Origin of the sequence: Pseudomonas synxantha (assembly GCF_900105675.1) — a bacterium.
Classification (GTDB): domain Bacteria; phylum Pseudomonadota; class Gammaproteobacteria; order Pseudomonadales; family Pseudomonadaceae; genus Aquipseudomonas; species Aquipseudomonas synxantha.
Genome location: NZ_LT629786.1, coordinates 5507845 through 5530748 on the forward strand (window position 1 = coordinate 5507845; position 22904 = coordinate 5530748).

General features: G+C 60.4%; 17 protein-coding genes and 1 tRNA gene. 12 read left to right on the top strand and 6 right to left on the bottom strand.

What is annotated here, in order from left to right:
• Positions 1-7: 7 nt before the first annotated feature.
• The 11 genes from BLU48_RS25560 to pqqE all read left to right on the top strand — a co-directional run bounded on the left by BLU48_RS25560 (position 8) and on the right by pqqE (position 12856).
• The gene (locus BLU48_RS25560; RefSeq protein WP_057022939.1) at positions 8-3751 is read left to right on the top strand and encodes an EAL domain-containing protein; all 3744 of its coding nucleotides are present in this window, start codon (positions 8-10) and stop codon (positions 3749-3751) included.
• Positions 3752-3766: 15 nt separating this feature from the next.
• Positions 3767-3843, top strand: a tRNA-Ile gene (locus BLU48_RS25565).
• A 112-nt stretch (positions 3844-3955) separates the two neighbouring features.
• Positions 3956-4402: an Lrp/AsnC family transcriptional regulator gene (locus tag BLU48_RS25570; protein ID WP_046069804.1), complete on the top strand. Its 447-nt coding sequence runs from the start codon at positions 3956-3958 to the stop codon at positions 4400-4402.
• A 167-nt stretch (positions 4403-4569) separates the two neighbouring features.
• Positions 4570-6252 carry a flavin monoamine oxidase family protein gene (locus BLU48_RS25575; protein WP_057022972.1) on the top strand — a complete coding sequence of 561 codons (1683 nt, stop codon included), beginning with the start codon at positions 4570-4572 and terminating at the stop codon, positions 6250-6252.
• 10 nt (positions 6253-6262) lie between these two features.
• Positions 6263-7057: a carbon-nitrogen hydrolase family protein gene (locus BLU48_RS25580; RefSeq protein ID WP_057022938.1), complete on the top strand. Its 795-nt coding sequence runs from the start codon at positions 6263-6265 to the stop codon at positions 7055-7057.
• Between the two features lie 48 nt (positions 7058-7105).
• Positions 7106-9481: a pyrroloquinoline quinone biosynthesis protein PqqF gene (gene pqqF / locus BLU48_RS25585; RefSeq protein WP_082636645.1), complete on the top strand. Its 2376-nt coding sequence runs from the start codon at positions 7106-7108 to the stop codon at positions 9479-9481.
• Between the two features lie 158 nt (positions 9482-9639).
• Positions 9640-9714 carry a pyrroloquinoline quinone precursor peptide PqqA gene (pqqA, locus tag BLU48_RS25590; protein ID WP_003194766.1) on the top strand — a complete coding sequence of 25 codons (75 nt, stop codon included), beginning with the start codon at positions 9640-9642 and terminating at the stop codon, positions 9712-9714.
• Positions 9715-9785: 71 nt separating this feature from the next.
• On the top strand, positions 9786-10697 hold the full coding sequence (gene pqqB, locus BLU48_RS25595; protein ID WP_057022937.1) for a pyrroloquinoline quinone biosynthesis protein PqqB: 912 nt from the start codon (positions 9786-9788) through the stop codon (positions 10695-10697).
• Positions 10698-10708: 11 nt separating this feature from the next.
• Positions 10709-11461, top strand: coding sequence for a pyrroloquinoline-quinone synthase PqqC (gene pqqC / locus BLU48_RS25600; RefSeq protein ID WP_046069807.1), 753 nt, complete (start codon positions 10709-10711; stop codon positions 11459-11461).
• Positions 11458-11733, top strand: a complete 276-nt coding sequence (gene pqqD, locus BLU48_RS25605; RefSeq protein WP_046069808.1) for a pyrroloquinoline quinone biosynthesis peptide chaperone PqqD — start codon at positions 11458-11460, stop codon at positions 11731-11733. The genes pqqC and pqqD overlap by 4 nt, the downstream gene beginning before the upstream one ends.
• Positions 11726-12856, top strand: a complete 1131-nt coding sequence (gene pqqE, locus BLU48_RS25610; RefSeq protein WP_043049729.1) for a pyrroloquinoline quinone biosynthesis protein PqqE — start codon at positions 11726-11728, stop codon at positions 12854-12856. The genes pqqD and pqqE overlap by 8 nt, the downstream gene beginning before the upstream one ends.
• 5 nt (positions 12857-12861) lie before the next feature.
• Here pqqE and BLU48_RS25615 read toward each other — a convergent pair whose 3' ends face one another.
• A complete protein-coding gene (locus tag BLU48_RS25615; protein ID WP_003194776.1) occupies positions 12862-13020 on the bottom strand; it encodes a YqaE/Pmp3 family membrane protein in 159 nt (52 codons plus the stop codon).
• A gap of 183 nt (positions 13021-13203) precedes the next feature.
• Positions 13204-14472: an aspartate aminotransferase family protein gene (locus tag BLU48_RS25620; RefSeq protein WP_057022936.1), complete on the bottom strand. Its 1269-nt coding sequence runs from the start codon at positions 14470-14472 to the stop codon at positions 13204-13206.
• Between the two features lie 209 nt (positions 14473-14681).
• Here BLU48_RS25620 and BLU48_RS25625 point away from each other — a divergent pair, with 209 nt between their 5' ends.
• Positions 14682-15581 carry a LysR family transcriptional regulator gene (locus BLU48_RS25625; protein WP_057022935.1) on the top strand — a complete coding sequence of 300 codons (900 nt, stop codon included), beginning with the start codon at positions 14682-14684 and terminating at the stop codon, positions 15579-15581.
• A gap of 226 nt (positions 15582-15807) precedes the next feature.
• On the opposite strand, the gene BLU48_RS25630 is transcribed toward BLU48_RS25625, so the two are convergent.
• The 4 genes from BLU48_RS25630 to BLU48_RS25645 all read right to left on the bottom strand — a co-directional run bounded on the left by BLU48_RS25630 (position 15808) and on the right by BLU48_RS25645 (position 22870).
• Entirely contained in the window at positions 15808-17586 is a 1779-nt protein-coding gene (locus BLU48_RS25630; RefSeq protein WP_057022934.1) for an acyl-CoA dehydrogenase C-terminal domain-containing protein, read from the bottom strand.
• A 119-nt stretch (positions 17587-17705) separates the two neighbouring features.
• On the bottom strand, positions 17706-19478 hold the full coding sequence (locus BLU48_RS25635) for an acyl-CoA dehydrogenase C-terminal domain-containing protein (RefSeq protein WP_057022933.1): 1773 nt from the start codon (positions 19476-19478) through the stop codon (positions 17706-17708).
• Between the two features lie 90 nt (positions 19479-19568).
• On the bottom strand, positions 19569-20858 hold the full coding sequence (locus BLU48_RS25640) for a GGDEF domain-containing protein (RefSeq protein WP_057022932.1): 1290 nt from the start codon (positions 20856-20858) through the stop codon (positions 19569-19571).
• 206 nt (positions 20859-21064) lie between these two features.
• A complete protein-coding gene (locus tag BLU48_RS25645) occupies positions 21065-22870 on the bottom strand; it encodes a phenylacyl-CoA dehydrogenase (RefSeq protein ID WP_057022931.1) in 1806 nt (601 codons plus the stop codon).
• Positions 22871-22904 lie beyond the last annotated feature (34 nt).

The following is a 22904-nucleotide window of genomic DNA, read 5'->3' on the forward strand; positions in this document are numbered from 1 at the left end:
GACCGTTATGCCCAGATTGCCGACCGTGTTACTACTGTCGCTGCTGACCTGGACCGCAACGGCTGGCGCGTTGACTCTTACGGATGATGAGCGTAGCTGGTTGACGGACCATCAGGAGCTGCGCCTTGGCGTGGATGCGTCGTGGCCACCTTTCGAATACCGTGATGAAAACAGCCGTTACCAGGGCCTGGCCGCTGACTATGTACGCCTGATCCAGGACCGCCTGGGTGTGCGGATCAAGCTGATCGAGCCAGCCAACTGGACCGCTGCGCTTGAACAAGCCCGGAGCAACCAGCTCGACCTGCTACCCGGCATCATGTCCACCCCGGAGCGCCAAAGCTTTCTGGCCTTCACACGTCCCTACCTGGACTTTCCCATTGTCATCCTTGCCCATGAAGGTGGCGCGAAACCACGCAACCTCAAGGACTTGTACGGCCTGAAAATTGCCGTGGTGGAAAACTACGCGCCCCATGAGTTGCTGCGTACCCACCATCCGGACCTGAATCTCGTTGCAATGCCCAACGTCAGTTCGACGCTGCAAGCGCTGGCCACCGATGAAGTGGATGCGGTAGTCGGCGACCTGGCCTCCAGTGTCTGGAGCCTGCGCCAACTCAAACTCGATGGCTTGTACGTCAGCGGTGAAACGCCCTACCGCTACCAATTGGCGATGGGCGTCCCGCGGGATGAAAAAATACTGGTGGGCATCCTGGACAAAGTCCTCGCCGACCTCAGCCCAGCCGAAACCGAAGCGATCCAGCAACACTGGGTCGGCAGCTTCACGGATCACCGCACCCTCTGGGCGGACCTGCTGATGTACGGCCTGCCAGCGGTGTTGCTACTGAGCACCGTGTTGGCGGTGGTCATTCGGATCAATCGCCGGCTCAGCTCGGAAATCTCCCGCCGGGTCGCCCTTGAGCAAGAACTGCGTAGCAGTGAGTACCACTATCGTGGCCTGGTGGAGAGCTTGTCTGCCATTGCCTGGGAAGCGAGCATCAGCGACTTCACCTACAGCTATGTGTCACCCCATGCCGAAGACCTGCTCGGCTATCCCCGCGCCCATTGGCTGATTCCAGGCTTCTGGCGCAATATTATCCACCCCGCTGACCTGACCCACACCGAGGCGTATTGCTACCGGGAAACCCGTGCCAATCGCGATCATAGCGTCGACTATCGCGTCATCGCCGCTGATGGCCGCTGCCTGTGGGTCCGCGATATCGTGAGCCTGATCGAACATGGCCATGAACCAGTGCTACGCGGCTTGATGATCGACATCAGCGAAGCCAAGCGCACCGAAGAAGCCCTGCAACTGTCCGAGCAGAAGTTTGCCTCAGTGTTTCAGCAATGCCCGGACATCCTAGTGATTGCGCGGCTGTCCGATGGCTGCCTGCTGGAGGTCAATAAGGCATTCGAGGACCAGATTGGCCTGAGCGCCAACGAGGTCATAGGCAAAACTGCCACTGAGCTGAATATATGGGACGTTCAAGGTATTGGCCCGGATTTGCTGCACCGAGTGCAGACCACCAGTATCCGCAACCTGGAAATGCAATTTCTGCGCAGCAACGGCCAGGCATTTACCGGGCTGATCTCAGCTGAGCCCTTCCAACTCGACACCACCGAAGCGCTGGTGGTGGTGGTGCGCGACATCACTCAACTCAAGGAAACCCAACAGCGGCTGCAAACCTCCGAAGAGAAATTCGCCAAGGCGTTCCACGCCTCCCCTGATGGCTTGCTGCTGAGCCGCCAGAGCGATGGACTGCTGATTGAGGTAAACGAAGGTTTCAGTCACCTGACCGGCTTCACCAGTGCCACCTCACTGGATCAATCAACTTCGGACCTGGGCATCTGGGTCGACCTCAATGAACGTAAGCACATGCTTGAGTTGATGCATCGCGACGGCTTTGTCCGCGATTTCGTCTGCCATATCCGCCGCGCTGACGGCCAGATTCGTCTCTGCGAGGTGTCCAGTCGCCCGCTGCCCATTGGGGACGACGATTGCATGCTGACCATCGCCCGGGACATCACCGAACGCCAGTTAATGCAGGAAAAACTGCAACAGGCCGCCACGGTGTTCGAAAGCACCGCCGAAGGCGTCTTGATCACCGACACCCGACAGAACATCAGCGCCGTCAATCGCGCCTTTAGTGAGATTACCGGCTACAGCGAGACCGAAGCCCTCGGCCATACCCCACGCCTGCTTGCCTCCGGCCTGCATGACAGCGCGTTCTACGCGGCCATGTGGCACCAACTGACGGCCCACGGTCACTGGCAAGGCGAAATTTCCAACCGCCGCAAAAACGGCGAGGTGTATCCAAGTTGGCTGACCATCAGCGCCGTGCGTAACCGCGACCAGTTGATCACACACTTCGTGGCCGTGTTTGCTGACATCTCCAGCCTCAAGCTGGCCCAGGCACGCCTGGACTACCAGGCCCACCATGACCCGTTGACCGGCCTGCCCAACCGCACCCTGTTTGAAAATCGACTGCAGGCCGCCCTCAACGGCCAGCAGGAAAGCGGCAAACAGGGTGCCGTGTTGTTTCTCGACCTCGACCGCTTTAAACACATTAATGACAGCCTCGGCCACCCGATCGGCGACCTGCTGCTCAAAGACATCGCCGTACGCCTCAAGGAGCAATTGCGGGACGTGGACACCGTGGCCCGCCTGGGCGGCGATGAATTCATCATCCTGCTTCCCGGCTTGCAGCAGGCCAGCGATGCCCAGCACCTGGCGAATAAACTGCTCGATTGCTTTACACCGCCGTTCCAGGCCGCAGAGCACGAGTTCTTTATCAGCGCCAGTATCGGCACCAGCCTGTATCCACAGGACGGCACCGACGTTGCTACCCTGGTCAAAAACGCCGATGCCGCGATGTACCGCTCCAAAGCCAAGGGCCGCAACCGGGTCGAACACTACACCCGCGACCTGACAGCCCAGGCCAATGAACGCGTGGCGCTGGAACACGAACTGCGTCGCGCCATCGAACGTGACGAATTGAGCCTGTGTTACCAACCCAAGCGCAGCCTGGTGACCCAGGAACTGATCGGCGCCGAAGCCTTGATCCGCTGGCACCACCCGACCTTGGGCGAAGTCCCGCCCGAACACTTTATTGCCCTGGCCGAAGAGAACGGCATGATCCTGCAGATTGGCGACTGGGTACTGGAACAGGCCTGCCGCCAGCTGTACCTATGGCAACAGGCTTTCGACGATTTTGGTCCACTGTCGGTCAATCTTGCTGGCGCTCAACTGCGTCACCCCAAGCTGCTGTCACGCATCGAACAGTTACTGCGCGATTACCGCCTGGAACCCGGCTGCCTGCAGCTGGAGATCACTGAAAACTTCATCATGAGCCAGGCAGAGGAAGCCCTGGGGGTGCTGCATCAACTCAAACGCCTGGGCGTCCAATTGGCAATCGACGATTTCGGCACCGGTTATTCGTCCCTCAGCTACCTCAAGCGCCTGCCCCTGGACTTCCTCAAGATCGACCAATCCTTCGTCCGAGGCCTGCCCGATGACCCCCACGACGTCGCCATCGTGCGCGCCATCATCGCCCTCGGCCACAGCATGCAATTCACCATCATCGCCGAAGGTGTGGAGAACACTGCACAGCAAGCCTTTCTCGCCGCAGAAGGGTGCGAACAGATGCAAGGCTACATCGTCAGCCTGCCCCTGCCACCGGCGCTTTTTGCCGCAAACTTCCTTCGTACAAGGCAGGAGGATTTTTCGGATGGCACACTGAAGAAACCATCGTTATAATCCGCGGCCTACTGAGGGCCTATAGCTCAGTTGGTTAGAGCAGGGGACTCATAATCCCTTGGTCGTAGGTTCGAGTCCTACTGGGCCCACCAAACAAGAAAGCCGCGCATTGCGCGGCTTTTGCGTGTCTGGCGTAGCGGTTCTTTCATCCGGACCAAGCCTGTACCATGCTTGCTCATTGCCGTCCGCACTGGAGCCTCCCCCTTGCCCCCCCTAGACGAAATCGACCGCCAGCTTATCGCCGCCCTGCAGCTCAACGCTCGCGAAAGCGTGGCCATGCTCGCCCGACAGTTGGGCATTGCGCGCACCACGGTGACGTCGCGCCTGGCACGCCTGGAGAAAACCCAGGTGATCACCGGGTATGGCGTGCGCCTGGGCCAACGCGTTGCAGATGGGGGATTGCAGGCTTATGTGGGGATCACCGTACAACCGCGTTCCGGTAAAGAAGTGCTGCGCAGGCTGAGCGCCATGGCGCAAGTACAGCAGTTGTGCGCGGTGAGTGGCGAGTTCGATTATGTGGCTTGGCTGCGCACCGATTCGCCGGAGCAGTTGGACCAGCTGCTCGACCAGATCGGTACTGTCGACGGTGTAGAAAAAACCACCACCTCGATCATCCTCAGCAACAAACTGGACCGCGGCCAACCAATTTGACCACCAAATTCGTCATATTGACAAAAATCAGTGCAATTCGACGACACATTGCGTCTTATTAACGAGCGCAACGCTCCCTAAACTGGCTGCCATCTTTTCCTATACTCAACGGGCCATCTCCCGCCGAGCCGTCAGTAAGGTCAGCCATGAGCATTCCGTCCAGCACCATCAGCAAGACCAATCGCCACCCCGCAGACGGCAAGAAACCCATCACCATTTTTGGTCCGGATTTCCCCTTTGCCTTTGATGACTGGATCGAACACCCCGCCGGGCTGGGCAGTATTCCCGCCGCCCACCATGGCGCCGAGGTGGCGATCGTGGGGGCCGGTATCGCGGGCCTGGTTGCAGCCTACGAGCTGATGAAGCTGGGCCTCAAGCCGGTGGTGTATGAAGCCTCGAAGATGGGTGGGCGTTTGCGCTCCCAGGCGTTTGAAGGCGCCGAGGGCATCATCGCCGAGCTGGGTGGCATGCGTTTTCCCGTGTCGTCCACCGCGTTCTACCATTATGTGGACAAGCTGGGCCTGGAGACCAAACCCTTTCCCAACCCACTGACCCCGGCGTCCGGCAGTACCGTGATCGATCTGGAAGGGCAGACCCACTACGCGCAAAAACTCTCGGATTTGCCGGCACTGTTCCAGGAAGTGGCCGATGCCTGGGCCGATGCCCTGGAAGCCGGCTCGCAGTTCGGTGATATCCAGCAGGCGATCCGCGATCGCGATGTACCGCGCCTCAAGGCACTGTGGAACAAGCTGGTGCCGCTGTGGGATGACCGCACCTTCTACGATTTCGTCGCCACCTCCAAGGCCTTTGCCAAGTTGTCGTTCCACCATCGCGAGGTGTTTGGCCAGGTCGGCTTCGGCACGGGTGGCTGGGACTCGGACTTCCCCAACTCCATGCTGGAAATCTTCCGTGTGGTGATGACCAATTGCGATGACCATCAACACCTGGTCGTCGGCGGCGTGGCGCAAGTGCCCATGGGCATCTGGCGCCACGTGCCTGAGCGTTGCGCCCACTGGCCAGCCGGCACCAGCCTCAGCTCGCTGCATAGAGGCGCACCACGGGCTGGCGTCAAACGCATTGCCCACGCCGCCGACGGCCGTTTCGCCGTCACCGACAACTACGGCGACACCCGTGAATATGCCGCGGTATTAACCACCTGCCAGAGCTGGCTGCTGACCACCCAGATCGAATGCGACGAAACCCTGTTCTCGCAAAAAATGTGGATGGCCCTGGACCGCACGCGATACATGCAGTCATCGAAAACCTTTGTGATGGTCGACCGCCCATTCTGGAAAGACAAAGATCCGCAGACCGGCCGCGACCTGATGAGCATGACCCTCACCGATCGCCTGACCCGCGGTACCTATCTGTTCGATAACGGTGACGACAAGCCGGGCGTGATCTGCCTGTCCTACTCGTGGATGAGCGATGCGCTGAAAATGCTGCCCCAGCCTATCGATAAGCGCGTCAAGCTGGCCCTCGACGCGCTGAATAAGATCTACCCGAAAGTCGATATCAAGGCGCGCATCATCGGCGACCCGATTACCGTATCCTGGGAAGCCGACCCGCATTTCCTCGGCGCGTTCAAAGGCGCCCTGCCCGGTCACTATCGCTACAACCAGCGCATGTATGCGCACTTCATGCAGAAGGACATGCCCGCCGAACAACGTGGGATCTTCATCGCCGGCGATGATGTTTCCTGGACCCCGGCCTGGGTGGAAGGCGCGGTGCAGACCTCGCTCAATGCGGTCTGGGGCATCATGACCCACTTCGGTGGCAACACCCACCCAGAGAACCCGGGGCCAGGTGATGTGTTCGATGAAATCGGGCCAATCGCCCTCGCCGAGTAAGGAGTTGACCATGCGTGTCGCCCTGTACCAATGCCCGCCGCTGCCGCTGGATGTGGCCGCCAACCTCCAGCGTCTGCACCAGGTGGCCCATGAAGCGTGCGACGCCGATGTGCTGGTGCTGCCGGAGATGTTTCTCAGCGGCTATAACATTGGCGCCGAAGCCGTTGGCGCGCTGGCCGAGGCTCAGGATGGGCCGTCGGCACAGGCGATTGCCGAATTGGCGCAGAGTGCCGGGCTGGCGATTCTGTACGGCTACCCGGAGCGGGCCGAAGATGGCCAGGTCTACAACGCCGTGCAGTTGATCGACGCCCAGGGCAAGCGCTTGTGCAACTACCGCAAGACCCACCTGTTTGGCGACCTGGATCACTCGATGTTCAGTGCCGGTCCGGATGATTTCCCCGTGGTGGAATTGAACGGGTGGAAGGTAGGCATGCTGATCTGCTATGACCTTGAGTTTCCGGAAAACACCCGACGCCTGGCCATGGCCGGTGCCGAACTGATCCTGGTGCCCACCGCCAACATGGTGCCCTTCGACTTTGTCGCCGACGTCACTGTGCGTGCACGAGCCTTCGAGAACCAATGTTTCGTGGCCTACGCCAATTACTGCGGGCATGAAGGCGATATTCAGTACTGCGGGCAAAGCAGCATTGCCGCGCCGGATGGCCAGCGACTCGCCCAGGCCGGCCTGGATGAAGCATTGATTGTGGGTACGCTGGATCGTCAATCGATCCTCGACGCCCGCGCCGCCAATCACTACCTGCACGACCGTCGCCCCGAACTCTACGTCGCGCTGCACAAGCCCTGACCCGGTGGGTTTGCTAGCATAGGCACTTCCCATGCCTAGGAAGTGCCCATGCCTGCGCCGGTTCACCCTCACCCTATTCACCTGACCCTGGCCAATGGCCTGCGGGTTGCCCTGCGCCATGCACCGCGCCTGAAACGTTGCGCCGCGGTTTTACGGGTGGCTGCCGGCAGTCATGACGTGCCATTGGCCTGGCCGGGGCTGGCGCATTTTCTTGAGCACCTGCTGTTTCTGGGTACCGAGCGTTTTCCGGCGGGCGAGGGGTTGATGGCTTATGTGCAACGCCACGGTGGGCAGGTCAACGCCAGCACCCGTGAGCGCACCACCGATTTCTTCTTTGAACTGCCGGTGTCGAACTTTGCAGATGGGCTGGCACGCTTGGCGGACATGCTGGCCCATCCACGTTTGACGCTCGACGTTCAACGGCGTGAACGCGAAGTGCTGGACGCGGAGTTTGTGGCCTGGTCCCAGGATGCCAAGGCTCAACTGCAAGTGGCGTTGATGAAGGGATTGGCGGCGGATCATCCGCTGCGAGGTTTTCATGCCGGCAACCGCGACAGCCTGCCGGTGGAAAGTGCCGCCTTCCAGCAAGCCTTGCGCGACTTCCACAGGCATTTCTATCAAAGTGGGCAGATGACCTTGAGCCTTGCCGGCCCACAATCGCTGGCAGACCTGCAAGCCTTGGCCCAGCAGTTCAGTGACGAACTGACCCCGGGGCCACTGCATCCGCAAGCCGCTCCCCCCGCCTTGATGCAGGGCCCAGCACACAGCTATCAACACGTTGCCCATCAACACCTGCATCAGGTCATCACCTGTAACGCCCCACGCCAAACGCTGGAGTTCCTCTGCACTTGGCTCAACGCTTCGGCACCAGGCGGGTTGATCGCGCTGCTGAAAGCACGACAATTGGCCACCGCGCTGCACGCGTCCGTGCTGTACCACTTCGCGGGCCAAGCGGTGCTGGATATCGACTTCACCCTCGATACCAGGAATGAATCGGCCACGCAGATTGAAGCGTTGCTGTACGACTGGCTGGGTTTTTTCGCACGCAGCGATTGGACAGCCTTACGCGAAGAGTTCGCCTTGCGCAACGCTCGTCAACAACAGGTCCAAGGCGCCCTGGCATTGGCTCGCAACGAAAGCGAAGACCTTTCGGAGCAAAGCGTCACAGCCCTCAAGGCCATGCTCGACGGGCTGCACCTGCCTGACTTCGAGCACAACTGGCAGCTGCCACCGAACAACCCCCTGCTGCGTCCGCCGGCCAAGGAAGAACGCGCCGGCCTGATCCGTGGTCAAACCAGCGCCCACCGTGGCTTGCGTAGCTTTGCCCAGGATCGCTCACGGGGTCGAAGGGAGTTAACGGCGCTGATATTCAGCCAGGCGTTGGCGGATGACACCGACGAAGGCGCGTTGTACCTGCACTGGCGGTTTGACGCTGCCGTCCCCGCCGGGCTCGAACCCGCGCTGCAGCCGTTGCGCGAACATGCTCGCCAGGCAGGCATCGAGTTGTCTTGTGAAACCATTGCCAATGATTGGCTGGTGAAAATGCACGGTCTTCACGAAACGATGCCGGCGGTGCTCGAAGAACTGGCACGTTGCCTGAACAGGTGCGATGAACCGCTATCCTCGCCCGAACCGGCGCCGCCGATCGCCATCCGGGAGCTGCTCAAGGCGCTGCCTGCTTGCTGCGCCGGGGTGCAACCCGAGTCCTTGGAAGCCCAAGCGTCGTGGTCTGGCGCACGCTGGCAGGGGCTGGGCTTTGGCCTATCCACCGCCAGTCAAGCGGCGATCAAAATCGCAGCCGCCCACTTGCCAGGGCAACCGGCGAACATCCCGTTTACACCTCAGCCAATCGACGGCCAACACCTCTGGCACGAGATCAACACCGACTCCAGCGAAGCCGCCTTGTTGCTGTTTTGCCCAACACCGAGTCTATCCCTGGCCGATGAAGCCACATGGAGGTTACTCGGGCATGTGCTCCAGGCGCCGTTCTATCAGCGTTTACGAGTCGAGCTGCAAATCGGCTACGCCGTGTTCAGTGGCATCCGGCAAATCAACGGGCAAACCGGCCTGTTGTTTGGCGTGCAGTCGCCCAGCATGTCCCTGGACGGGATTGTCGAGCAGCTGCAAACCTTCCTGGGGCAACTGCCGTCCTTGCTCGAACGCAGTCCAGACTTGGGCAACCAGGCCCTGGCGCAGCAGTTCACAGACCAGGCGCTGCCCATCAGCCAAGTTGCGGACTTGCTCTGGCACGCGCAACGGGCGGGTCATTCGTCGGGGTACCTGGATCAACTTCAACAGCTGATTCAAAGCCGCACACGCGAGGACTTGCAACACGCAGCCCAACAACTCAATAACGCGGCAGGCGGCTGGCGCTGCGTGGCAAACGGGCCGTGCATCAACCACAGCTGGCAAGCAGTGCATTGATCATTGCCAACCCTGCAACAGGCTTTTTCCACCGAGACAGCGCTAACTTGAAAAGAATTGCGTAATATTCCCTGGCAATATCTGAACATCTCCAATGGGAGGTGGACTATATGTATTACTTGGTAGTGAACGTCCCATCCCTTGATAGGAGTAAGAATATGACCTGGTCCAAACCTGCTTACACTGATCTGCGTATCGGTTTCGAAGTCACCATGTACTTCGCCAGCCGTTGATTGGCTGAGTAATACAACGCCTCGGTTTGCCCGGGGCGTTTTTGTTTCGAGCTTTGCCTGATGGAGCGATCATGTTTGTCCAGATTCTAGGTTCCGCCGCCGGCGGTGGCTTCCCGCAGTGGAACTGCAATTGCGTGAACTGCGCAGGTTTTCGCAATGGCAGCCTGCGGGCCCATGCGCGCACCCAGTCGTCCATCGCGATCTCCGATGATGGCGTGAATTGGGTACTGTGCAATGCGTCGCCGGATATCCGTGCGCAACTCCAGGGTTTTGCGCCCATGCAACCCGGCCGCGCCCTGCGCGACACCGGCATCAGCGCGATCATCCTGATGGACAGCCAGATCGACCACACCACCGGCTTGTTGAGCCTGCGCGAAGGCTGCCCACATCAAGTGTGGTGCACCGACATGGTCCATGAAGACCTGAGCACCGGCTTTCCGTTGTTCACCATGCTGACCCATTGGAACGGCGGCCTGGCCTGGAACCGCATCGAGCTGGACGCCAGCTTCACCATCCCGGCCTGCCCCAACCTGCGTTTCACCCCGCTGCCGTTGCGCAGCGCTGCACCGCCCTACTCGCCGCACCGCTTCGACCCACACCCAGGCGACAATATCGGCCTGATCGTCGAAGACCTACGCACCGGCGGCAAACTCTTCTACGCCCCAGGGCTGGGCAAGGTCGACGTACCGTTGCTGGAAATCATGGCCGGCAGCGATTGCCTGCTGGTGGACGGCACAATGTGGGATGACGATGAAATGCAGCGCCGCGGCGTCGGCACCCGCACCGGACGCGAGATGGGCCACCTGGCACAGAACGGCCCTGGCGGCATGCTGGAAGTGCTGGAGCAGTTGCCCAAGCAGCGCAAGGTGCTTATCCACATCAACAACACCAACCCGATCCTCGATGAAGACTCCCCCGAGCGAGCCGAACTGGTGCGGCGCAATGTCGAAGTGGCTTACGACGGCATGAGCATTGAATTGTAGGAGCGACCGAAATGACTGATACAGCGTTGACCACGGCTGAATTCGAAGCAGCCCTGCGGGCCAAGGGCGCCTTCTACCATATCCATCACCCCTATCATGTGGCGATGTACGAAGGCCGCGCCACCCGCGAGCAAATCCAGGGCTGGGTCGCCAACCGCTTCTACTATCAGGTCAATATCCCGCTGAAGGACGCCGCGATCCTGGCCAATTGCCCGGACCGGGAGATCCGCCGCGAGTGGATCCAACGCCTGCTTGACCACGACGGCGCGCCGGGTGAGGACGGCGGTATCGAAGCCTGGCTGCGCCTGGGCCAGGCCGTGGGCCTCGACCCGGACCAACTGCGCTCCCAGGAACTGGTACTGCCCGGCGTACGTTTCGCAGTGGACGCCTACGTCAACTTCGCCCGCCGCGCCAGCTGGCAGGAAGCCGCCAGCAGTTCACTGACTGAGCTGTTTGCACCGCAGATCCACCAGTCGCGCCTCGACAGCTGGCCGCAGCATTACCCATGGATCGACCCGGCCGGCTACGAATACTTCCGCACCCGCCTGGGCCAGGCACGTCGCGACGTGGAACACGGCCTGGCGATTACCCTGCAGCACTACACTACCCGTGAAGGCCAGGAGCGCATGCTGGAAATCCTGCAGTTCAAACTGGACATCCTGTGGAGCATGCTCGATGCCATGAGCATGGCCTACGAACTCAAACGCCCGCCCTATCACAGCGTGACCGAGCAGCGGGTCTGGCATAAAGGGATCACCCTATGAGCTTTGATCGCAGCAAGAAACCGACCTGGCGCCAGGGCTATCGCTACCAGTACGAACCCGCGCAGAAAGGCCATGTGTTGCTCTACCCTGAAGGCATGATCAAGCTCAACGACAGCGCCGCATTGATCGGTGGCTTGATCGACGGCGAGCGCGACGTGGCAGCGATCATCGCCGAGCTGGATAAGCAATTTCCCGGTGTGCCTGAGCTCGGTGAAGATATCGAGCAATTCATGGAGGTCGCCCGTGCTGAGCACTGGATCACCCTTGCCTGAAAAACCAGAGGTCGGCTTGCCGCTGTGGCTGCTGGCCGAGCTGACCTACCGCTGCCCGTTGCAGTGCCCGTATTGCTCCAATCCGCTGGATTTTGCCGAGCAGGGCAAGGAACTGAGCACCGAGCAGTGGATCAAGGTGTTTCGCGAAGCCCGCGAGATGGGCGCCGCGCAGTTGGGTTTCTCCGGCGGTGAGCCGCTGGTGCGACAGGACTTGGCCGAGCTGATCGCTGAAGCCCGCAAGCTGGGCTTCTACACCAACTTGATCACCTCCGGCATCGGCTTGACCGAGCAAAAGATCAGCGACTTCAAGAAAGCTGGCCTGGACCACATCCAGATCAGCTTCCAGGCCAGCGACGAACAGGTGAACAACCTGCTGGCCGGTTCGAAAAAAGCCTTCGCGCAAAAGCTGGAAATGGCCCGTGCGGTGAAAGCACATGGCTACCCTATGGTGCTGAACTTCGTTACCCACCGGCACAATATCGACAAGATCGACCGCATCATCGAGCTGTGCATTGCGTTAGAAGCAGATTTTGTCGAGCTCGCCACTTGCCAGTTCTATGGCTGGGCCCAGCTCAACCGCGTGGGCTTGTTGCCGACCCGGGAGCAACTGGTGCGCGCCGAACGCATCACCAACGAATATCGCGCCAAGCTGGAAGCCGAAGGGCACCCGTGCAAACTGATCTTCGTGACGCCGGACTATTACGAGGAACGCCCGAAAGCCTGCATGAACGGCTGGGGAAGCATCTTTCTGACCGTCACACCGGACGGCACTGCCCTACCCTGTCACGGCGCCCGACAGATGCCGGTGCAATTTCCCAATGTGCGCGACCACAGCATGCAGCACATCTGGTACGACTCGTTTGGCTTCAATCGCTTTCGTGGCTACGACTGGATGCCCGAGCCGTGCCGTTCATGCGATGAAAAGGAAAAGGACTTCGGCGGCTGCCGTTGCCAGGCGTTCATGCTTACCGGTGATGCCAGCAATGCCGACCCGGTGTGCAGCAAGTCCGAGCAGCACGGCATCATCCTTCAGGCGCGGGAAGAAGCCGAACACGCCACCCAGACCATCGAGCAACTGGCCTTTCGCAATGAGCGCAACTCACGGCTCATTGCAAAAGGCTGAGGGCCTCAACGCTTGGCGATGATGTACACCGCGTGAATGATGCCAGGGAAGTAACCGCACAGGGTCAGCAGGATATTCAGCCAGAAGGCGCCGCCGAAACCTACTTGCAGGAACACACCCAGTGGCGGCAGCAGAATGGCGATGATGATACGAATGATGTCCATGGGTCAGCTCCATAAAAATCGGCTCCTGTGAGCCGTGTAGCTAATCGACCTTGGGGGTTCGTGAGGGTTCAGTGGGATCTGGCACTGCGCCATCCTTTATTGAGCAGACAAAAAAACGCCCCCAGCCAAAAGAATCAGGCTGGAGGCGCCGCGTAGGCCGCGAGACGGTTCTGAAATACAGGGTTAAACGGCAATGCCCTTGCGACATTGCACTTGGGCAGTACGCACCCGTGAAAAGGCGCGGGCCAGGCGCTGGAGCATTTCGTCGATGTTGCCTTTGCTTATCGTCAGTGCCGGGGTGAAGCGCAAACAGTCGGGTTGCGGCGCGTTGAGGATCAGTCCCTCCTGCAAGGCGGCCTTTACCACCGCATCCGCAGAATCATCCGATAACGTCAGCCCCCACATCAGGCCATTTCCGCGCAACGGCCCGTGGTCGTAACGATAGGCCAGGCGGGCGAGACCTTCGCCCAGGTAACAGCCCGACTCACGTACATGCTCTAAAAAGCCGTGTCCCAGCACCGTATCGGTCACAGCCAACCCAGCCGCGGCCATCAGCGCATTACCATGGTGGGTGCCTCCCAGCTCACCCACATCAAAGCAACAAGCTTTGCCCCGCGCCAGCAGCGCCGCCAGCGGCACACCGCCGCCCAAGCCTTTGCCCAGGGTAATGATGTCGGCGCGTACGCCGTACTGTTGCTCGGCGAGCAAGTTGCCGCAACGGCCGATACCGGTTTGCACTTCGTCGAGGATCAGCAGGATCCCCAGTTCGCGACACAGCCTCTCGACGCCCTTGAGGTAGTGCTCGGTCGCAGGGATCACACCGGCTTCGCTCTGGATCGGCTCCAGCATGATGGCTACCGTCTGGGCATCTACCGCGGCATGCAAAGCGGGAAGATCGTTGAAAGGGACGTGGCTGAAGCCTGGCAGTTGTGGTTCGAAGCGGTTATCCGATAGACCTGCCGAAGCAGCCAGGGCAGCGAAGCTACGACCATGGCAACCGTTGCTCGTGCTGATAATGCGATAGGCCCCCCCGCGATGCAGCTGCCCCCATTTGCGCGCCAGCTTGATCGCCGCCTCGCAGGCTTCCGCGCCGCTGTTGAGCAGATAAGCCTGGTCGCTGCCGGTATGCCGGCAAAGACGCTCGACGAGATTGAGTTGGACGCTATTGTGCAAGCCGTTGCCGGAGTTGATCAGCGCCTGAGTTTGCTCGGCCAGGGCCTTGATCAACACCTGCGGACTATGACCGAGACTGTTGGCGGCATTGCCTTGGCTGAAATCCAGGTAGGCACACTCATTGCTGTCCCACAGCCAGGAGCCCTGGCCACGCACAAACACCTGAGGTGGGCGGGCCACGGTGGGCATCAGGGCTTCAGTGGAACGGTCGTCGTGCGGCGGATCCAGGATCAGATCGTCAAGGCTCGGCGCTGGGCGGCGCATGTTGAACAGGTTCACAAGTCAGCTCCGGTGGCAACCTGACCTTGGTCGGAATAACCTGGCCAATCCACATGGAGGTTTTTTGCCTTGCCTATGCAAACGCTATCAACACAAACGCTGTTCATTGTCCGATTCGGCCCTGTAAGCCCTGCGAATAGGCGCTAGACTAGGGGTCTGCGGGGCCAGCGGCCATTTCGATTTTCCAGCTTTTTCGATAAGTAAATCTTATGGATTTCAAGCAACTGCGTTATTTCGTCGCGGTGTATGAGGAGGGCCACGTAGGCCGCGCCGCGGAGCGCCTGTCGATCTCCCAGCCAGCCTTGTCGCAACAGATTCGCCAACTGGAGCAGAACCTTGACGTGAATCTGTTCGAACGCAGCAGTAAGCGCCTGTTACCGACGCTGGCGGCGCACACCCTTTACAACCATGCACTGCCGCTCATTGATGGCATGCAGCAAGCCGTCGAGGCGCTGCGCAACTTCAAGGGCCAGGCCATGCGCACCCTGGCCATCGGCGTGCTGCAAACCGTGCACACCAGCCTGGTGCCGCAGATGCTCGAGCGCGTGCGCAAGGCCCAGCCCCATCTGGTGGTGCAGATCTACGAATTGACCGGGCTTGAGATCGAGCGCCGGTTGCTCAACGGTGCCCTCGACATTGGCATCAGCTACCTGCCGCCACGTCAACCGGGCCTGCACGGCGTGTTGCTGTACGAAGATGAGTTGAAGGTGGTGATTCCCGAGGACCATCCGCTGCGCGAATTCAAGAAAGTCTCGTTGAAACAGGCGGCCGAACTGCCGATGTTGCTGCTGGGGGAGGAGTTTCAAGTCAGGCAGATCTGGCAAGGCCAGTTGGCTAACCTGGGGCGGCGTCCGCAGGTGCAGGCCGAGCTCAATACCATGGTGGGCATCCTCGACAGCCTGCCCCACACCCGGCTGGCGACGGTACTGCCGGGCCGCTCCCAGGACGAACACAACAGCAAGGCGCTGCTATGGAAACCCTTGAGTGAACCCAGGGTGGCGCTGAAAGTAGGCTTGGTGTGCCGCGATGTGCAGCGCCAGCAGGCGACGATGGCGTTGCTGCGCACCTTGCTCGAAGATGTGATGAATGCCCCGCAGGCAGGCGCCTGACTTTTTCGCGGGCAAAAGAAAACCCCGCCGAAGCGGGGCTTTGCAGACTGTTTCCCTGACATCCATTTCACTCCGCCGTCCTGGCAGAATCCTACGTGTCCGTGTTGTTGCTTTGCGCTTCCTGCGCGACGTCCATGTGAAGTAGATTAGCCGTGGATCCAATTTGGCGATAGAGGACGAATAGCAGCACGTCATGTAAGAGAATGCTTACACGCCCTCCTCGCCCTTAGAACAAGGCCTCATCCATCAGGAACAACGATTCGCTACCGGCTTTTACCGATGCACTCAACGAGTGGATACGCGGCAACAAGCGGGCAAAGTAAAAACGTGCGGTACCCAGTTTGCTGGCGTAGAAGGCTTCCTCGGTCTCCTTGCCCAACGCGGCCTTGGCCATGCGCGCCCACATGTAGGCGTAGGCCATGTATCCGAACGCATGCAGGTACTCCACCGACGCTGCGCCGATTTCATTCGGGTTGTTCCTGGCGCGATCCAGCACCCAGGCCGTCAATTCATCCAGGTTATCCACCGCTGCGCTGAGCGGCTCAGTGAACTCGGCCAACTCGGCACTTGATCCGGCGATGAACTGGCGGATCTCATCGGCGAACAGGGTGTAGAACGCACCGCCGCTGCCGACGATCTTACGGCCCATCAAGTCCAGGGCCTGAATACCATTGGTGCCTTCGTAGATCTGGGTGATGCGCACGTCACGCACCAACTGCTCCTGGCCCCACTCGCGGATGTAGCCATGGCCGCCGAATACTTGCTGGCCGAGCACGGTGGTTTCCAGGCCCAGGTCGGTGAGGAAGGCCTTGGCAACGGGGGTCAGCAACGCCACCAGGTTATCCGCGCGCTCTCGAGCAGCTGCATCGTCACTGAACTTGGCGATGTCCAGCTGCGTCGCCACGTAGGTGGAGAACGCCCGGCCGCCTTCGTTCGCCGCCTTCATGGTCAGCAGCATGCGGCGCACATCCGGATGCACGATGATCGGGTCTGCCACTTTGTCCTTGGCCTGTGCCCCCAGCGGGGAGCGACTCTGCAGACGATCGCGGGCGTATTCAATCGCGTTCTGATAAGAGCGCTCGCCGGATGCCAAGCCCTGGATCCCCACCCCCAGGCGCTCATAGTTCATCATGGTGAACATCGCCGCCAGGCCACGGTTGGGCTCACCCACCAGGTAACCCAAGGCCTCGTCGAAATTCATCACGCAGGTCGCGGACGCCTGGATGCCCATCTTGTGTTCAATCGAACCGCAGGTCACCGGGTTACGCGCACCCAGGCTGCCGTCGGCATTGACCAGGAACTTCGGCACCAGGAACAGCGAGATGCCCTTGGGCCCGGCCGGTGCATCCGGCAGCTTGGCCAGCACCAGGTGGATGATGTTTTCGGTCAGATCGTGTTCGCCACCAGTGATGAAAATCTTGGTGCCGCTGACTTTGTAGGAACCGTCTGCCTGAGGCTCGGCCTTGGTGCGGATCATCCCCAGGTCGGTGCCGGCATGGGCTTCGGTCAAGCACATGGAACCGGCCCACTCACCAGAATACATCTTCGGCAGGTAGGCCGCCTTGAGCGTTTCACTGGCGTGGGTGTTGATCGATACACAGGCGCCGGAAGTCAGCATGGGGTACAGGCCGAATGCCAGGCTCGACGAGTTGATCATTTCTTCGACCTGCGCCGACACCGCCTTGGGCATGCCCATGCCGCCATAGGTCGGGTCGCCGCCCACTCCCACCCAACCGCCTTCGGCATAGGTGCTGTAGGCCTGGGGGAAGCCGTCCGGGGTACTGACTGCGCTGTCCTTCCACTGGCAGCCCTGCTCATCGCCGCCGCGGCTGAGGGGGGCGATGGATTTGGCGGTGACTTTGCCGGCCTCTTCGAGGATCGCCTCAACGGTTTCGGCATCAACGCTGTCTGCCAATGCCGGCAACTGGGCCCAAGTCTTGGCGACCTCAAAAACTTCGTTGAGGACGAAGCGCATATCACGCAACGGCGCTTTGTAATCAGCCATGGCAAACCTCGTGAGAACGTGAAAAGTGATTCGATAGGATCGGTTTTACAAGCTCCGAGTGTACCCGAACAACTTTTCAGACACATAGGGTCCACTTGTGACCGACAGGTATTTTTAAGTCACTCCAGCTGAAATGCCGCCCCGGACAGACTCATCAGGCATTCGCTGCCCGCTTCCACGGCGGCGCGGTGGGTGGTGGTACGCGGCAGCAGGCGCTTGAAGTAGAAATCACAGGTGGCCAGCTTGGCCTGGGTGAACGCGGCATCGTCCTGGGACTGGGCGGCAATCGCCATGCGCAACCAAAGGTACGCCAGGATGATATAGCCGCTGTACATCAGGTAATCCATCGCTGCCGCGCCCACTTCGTCAGGATTCTTCATCGCCGCCATCCCGACTTTGGTGGTCAACTCACCCCACTCCTGATTGAGCTGATTGAGTTGCGTCACATGAGCCTTGAATTGCGGATGCTCGGCCTGCGCCCCACAGAACTTATGCACGATCTTGGTAAACCCGCGCAGCAGTTTGCCTTGGCTACCCAGCACTTTGCGCCCCAGCAAATCGAGGGCCTGGATACCGTTGGTGCCTTCATAGATCGGCGCAATCCGCGCATCGCGTGCCAGTTGCTCCATGCCCCACTCACGAATATAGCCATGGCCGCCAAATACCTGCATGCCATGGTTGGTCACCTCCAGACCGGTTTCGGTCATGAAGGCCTTGCAGATCGGCGTAAGGAAGGCCAACAAGTCTTCGGCCTCCTGGCGTTGGCCCGCGTCGCTGCCCAGATGAGCAGTATCGAGCAGTTGCGCGGTGAAGTAGGTCAGTGCGCGGTTGCCCTCGTTAAAGGCTTTCATGGTCAGCAGCATGCGGCGTACATCGGCATGCACGATGATCGGGTCAGCAGCCTTCTCCGGGGCCTTGGCGCCGGTCAGCGAGCGCATTTGCAGGCGTTCGCTGGCGTATTTGATCGCGCCCTGGAAGCTTGCTTCGCCATTGCACAGGCCCTGCATGCCGGTGCCCAGGCGGGCGTGGTTCATCATGGTGAACATGCAGTTGAGGCCCTTGTTCGCCTCGCCGATCAAAAAACCCTTGGCGCCATCGAAATTCAGCACGCACGTGGCCGAAGCCTTGATGCCCATCTTGTGTTCGATGGAGCCACAGTGCACCGCGTTGCGCTCACCCGAGTCGGCATGGAACTTGGGCACGATAAACAGCGAAATCCCCTTGGTACCCGCAGGCGCGTCCGGCAACTTGGCCAGCACGAGGTGGATGATATTGGCGCTCATGTCGTGCTCACCGGCCGAGATGAAGATCTTGCTGCCGGTGATTGCATAGCTGCCATCGGCCTGGGGCACGGCGCGGGTCTTGATCAGGCCCAGGTCGGTGCCGCAGTGGGCTTCGGTCAGGCACATGGTGCCGGTCCATTCGCCAGCGGTGAGCTTGGTCAGGTAGGTAGCTTTCTGTTCGTCGGTACCGTGGGCGTGGATGGCCGACATGGCGCCGTGGGTCAGGCCCGGGTACATGCCCCAAGAGGTATTGCTGGAACCGATCATCTCGCTCAGCACCAGGCCCAAGGAATGGGGCAAGCCCTGGCCGCCGTAGGCCGGGTCCGCCGCCACGCCGTGCCAGCCGCCTGCCACGTATTGGGCGAAGGCTTCCTTGAAGCCCTTGGGTGTGGTCACCACGCCATTGTCAAAATGGCAGCCCTCTTCATCGCCACTGCGGTTGAGTGGCGCGAGCACGTTTTCGCAGAACTTCGCGCCCTCCTCAAGGATCGCACTGACCATGTCCGGGCTGGCGTCCGTTGCGCCCAGGGCCGCGTAATGGCCGTGGAAATCGAACACGTTGTCGATCAGAAAGCGCATGTCGCGCAAGGGAGCTTTGTACTCAGGCATGGCAATGTCTCCGGCAGCAGATGCTTTCAAGCTACTGCCGGCACCGCCTGTGGACAATCACTGTAGCGCTGCTGAATACAGCGCCATTACTCAACCGGCAGCGCTTTCCATGCGTACCGCGCCACGTCGGGTCTGGCCGGCCGCGACCACACAGTTACGCCCCGCGCCCTTGGCGGCGTACAACGCCTGGTCGGCGCACTTGAGCACTTCCTCGGGGCTGCGCTGCTCGGCCTGGCGCTCGGCCACACCGATGCTGACCGTTACCGACACACTGGATGCACCGCTGCCAGCACGCCGCTGGCGGCCTTGATGGTCGTCATGGGGGCGGTCCGGGTTGCGCAACTTGATAGCGTAGCCGGCAATGATCTCGCGGATCTCCTCCAGATGCGGCATGCATTCATCCAGGGTCTTGCCGGCAAACACCACGGCAAACTCTTCACCGCCATACCGGTAGGCTCGCCCGCCGCCGCTGACCTTGGACAACTTGCTCGCCACCAGGCGCAACACCTGGTCTCCCACGTCATGGCCATGGGTGTCGTTGAAACGCTTGAAGTGATCCACGTCGCTCATCGCCAGCACATAGCTGCGCCCCAGCCGCTGCATGCGCTCGTTGAGGGCCCGTCGCCCGGGCAAGCCGGTCAGTTCATCGCGAAATGCCATTTGATAGGCCTCATGGGCCACACCGGCAGCGATCATCAGCATCACCTGGCTGCACATGATGTTAAGGGTGAACGGCAGGATGAAGGTTTGCGGCAACATCCAGAACATCCCCAGCAATCCCACCAGTTGCGCGGCGTGCAGCGGGCGCGGCTGATACCAGTACTGTGCGGCCAGGGTGAGAAAGCCGATCAGGAACATGGGGTATGAGAGTTGGATCAGGCTCATCCAGGTGCCATGCAGCGCCGGCCAGCGAATCTCCGCCAGCCAGTTAAGTAGCGCCTGGGGGAAACTTTGCTCCAAGGCCAATGCCACGCTGCCTACCGCCAGTAACACCGCGGCGCGTGCGATGAAGTCACGGAACAAATGGGTCTTCTCCTGCCACAGCGCGTAAATGCTGAACAGCAACGGCAACAAGAGGCAACACAGGTGAAACACCACCGCAGCGTCTTCGCGCACGCGACCGTTGTCGCGGTAAAAATCAGTCTGGGTATCCAGCAGGAAATAGGCAACGTACACCGTGATCATCAGGAACAGTTCACGCTGACGCCGATACACGGCACAGTAGGCACCGCCCAGCAGCAAGACCAGGGTGGGCAGCACGTTGAACAACGAGGTGAAGAAGACACTGAGGTCCTTGACGTACGCAGCCGAAAGCCCAGCCAGCAATAACAGCAGCGAGGGTAGGAAGTGGCTTAAACGTAGCGCAGACACGCGTGACAAGGGTAAAACTCCGACCCGCAAAAAATAATAGCACTGTGCCTCTATGCGATCAGTTAAGCACAACCGACCGGCCATGTATCACATTGCCATCACTTTAACGGCAGGCGCTCCCAATCCCTGAGTGCTGTACGCGGGTTTTTTAACCGGCCATAAAAAACCGCCGGCTCCCGAGGGAGGCGGCGGTTTTCAGAAGGCTGCCGGAAGGCTTAGTAAGCCAGGCCGAAGTCTTCTTCTTTCATGTCCATCAGGTTGCCGGCGCCCGACAGCATGGTTGCTACGTGGGTGCGGGTACGCGGCAGGATGCGCTGGAAGTAGAAGCGCGCGGTCTGCAACTTGGCAGTGTAGAACGCTTCTTCGGTGGTGCCGGCAGCCAACTTCTCGGCAGCCAGGCGTGCCATGTCGGCCCAGAAGTAAGCCAGGCACGCATAACCGGAATACATCAGGTAGTCCACCGAGGCGGCACCGACTTCTTCACGGTCTTTCATCGCGGCCATGCCGACCTTCATGGTCAACTCGCCCCATTCTTTGTTCAACGCCGCCAGCGGAGCAACGAACTCTTTGACAGCCTCGTTACCTTCGTTGGCCTGGCAGAACTTGTGCACGATCTTGGTGAAGCCCTTGAGCGCTTCGCCCTGAGTCATGAGCACTTTACGGCCGAGCAAGTCCAGTGCCTGGATGCCGGTAGTGCCTTCGTACAGCATCGAAATGCGGCTGTCGCGAACGTTCTGCTCCATGCCCCACTCGGCGATGAAGCCGTGGCCGCCGTAGATCTGCACGCCGTGGTTGGCCGATTCAAAACCGACTTCGGTCATGAACGCCTTGGCGATCGGAGTCATGAAAGCCAGCAAGCCGTCGGCCTGTTTCTTGGCTTCGTCGTCGGTGCCGTACTTGACGATGTCCACTTGCTTGGCGGTGAAGTACACCATCGCACGGTTGCCTTCGGCGAAGGCTTTCATGGTCAGCAGCATGCGGCGCACGTCAGGGTGCACGATGATCGGGTCGGCGGCTTTGTCCGGCGCTTTCGGGCCAGTCAGGGAGCGCATCTGCAAGCGATCACGGGCATATTTCAAGCCGCCCTGGAAGCCGATCTCGGCGTGGGACAGGCCCTGCAGCGCAGTCCCCAGGCGAGCGGTGTTCATGAAGGTGAACATGCAGTTCAGGCCTTTGTTCGCCGGGCCGATCAGGAAACCGGTGGCCGCGTCGAAATTCATCACGCAGGTGGCGTTGCCGTGGATGCCCATCTTGTGTTCCAGGGAACCACAGGTCACCGCATTGCGCTCGCCCACCGAACCATCGGCGTTGGGCAGGAACTTGGGCACGATAAACAGCGAGATGCCTTTGGTGCCGGCAGGTGCGTCGGGCAGGCGGGCCAGTACGATGTGGACGATGTTGTCGGCCATGTCGTGTTCACCGGCCGAGATGAAGATCTTGGTGCCGGAGACTTTGTAGGAACCGTCGGCCTGAGGCTCGGCCTTGGTGCGCAACATGCCAAGGTCGGTGCCGCAGTGCGGCTCGGTCAGGCACATGGTGCCGGTCCACTCGCCCGACACCAGCTTGGTCAGGTAAGCCTCTTGCTGCTCAGGGGTGCCGTGCTCGGAAATGGTGTTCATCGCACCGTGGGACAGGCCCGGGTACATGCCCCACGACCAGTTGGCGGCACCCACCATTTCGCTGACCGCCAGGCCCAGGGATTCCGGCAGGCCTTGGCCGCCGTGCTCCACATCGTGGGCCAGGCTTGGCCAGCCGCCTTCGACGAATTGCTTGTAGGCTTCTTTGAAGCCGGTAGGGGTCTTAACGCCTGACTCACTCCAGGTACACCCTTCGATGTCGCCCACGCGGTTCAACGGTGCCAGTACTTGCTCACAGAACTTGGCGCCTTCTTCGAGGATGGCGTCAACCATGTCCGGGGTAGCGTCCTGGCACGCCGACAGGCTCTGATAGTGCGCTTCATAACCGAGCAGTTCGTCACGAACGAAGCGAATATCACGCAAGGGGGCCTTGTAGTCAGGCATAGCGATAAACCTCTGCTGATGTATCTGGGATGAA

Bases quoted from the DNA above. Each gene is read 5' to 3' on its own strand.
- BLU48_RS25560 (WP_057022939.1), top strand. From the start codon at position 8: ATGCCCAGATTGCCGACCGTGTTACTACTGTCGCTGCTGACCTGGACC.
- BLU48_RS25580 (WP_057022938.1), top strand. From the start codon at position 6,263: ATGCGTGTCGCCCTGTACCAATGCCCGCCGCTGCCGCTGGATGTGGCC.
- pqqF (WP_082636645.1), top strand. From the start codon at position 7,106: ATGCCTGCGCCGGTTCACCCTCACCCTATTCACCTGACCCTGGCCAAT.
- pqqB (WP_057022937.1), top strand. From the start codon at position 9,786: ATGTTTGTCCAGATTCTAGGTTCCGCCGCCGGCGGTGGCTTCCCGCAG.
- pqqC (WP_046069807.1), top strand. From the start codon at position 10,709: ATGACTGATACAGCGTTGACCACGGCTGAATTCGAAGCAGCCCTGCGG.
- pqqD (WP_046069808.1), top strand. From the start codon at position 11,458: ATGAGCTTTGATCGCAGCAAGAAACCGACCTGGCGCCAGGGCTATCGC.
- BLU48_RS25615 (WP_003194776.1), bottom strand. From the start codon at position 13,020: ATGGACATCATTCGTATCATCATCGCCATTCTGCTGCCGCCACTGGGT.
- BLU48_RS25625 (WP_057022935.1), top strand. From the start codon at position 14,682: ATGGATTTCAAGCAACTGCGTTATTTCGTCGCGGTGTATGAGGAGGGC.
- BLU48_RS25630 (WP_057022934.1), bottom strand. From the start codon at position 17,586: ATGGCTGATTACAAAGCGCCGTTGCGTGATATGCGCTTCGTCCTCAAC.
- BLU48_RS25635 (WP_057022933.1), bottom strand. From the start codon at position 19,478: ATGCCTGAGTACAAAGCTCCCTTGCGCGACATGCGCTTTCTGATCGAC.
- BLU48_RS25645 (WP_057022931.1), bottom strand. From the start codon at position 22,870: ATGCCTGACTACAAGGCCCCCTTGCGTGATATTCGCTTCGTTCGTGAC.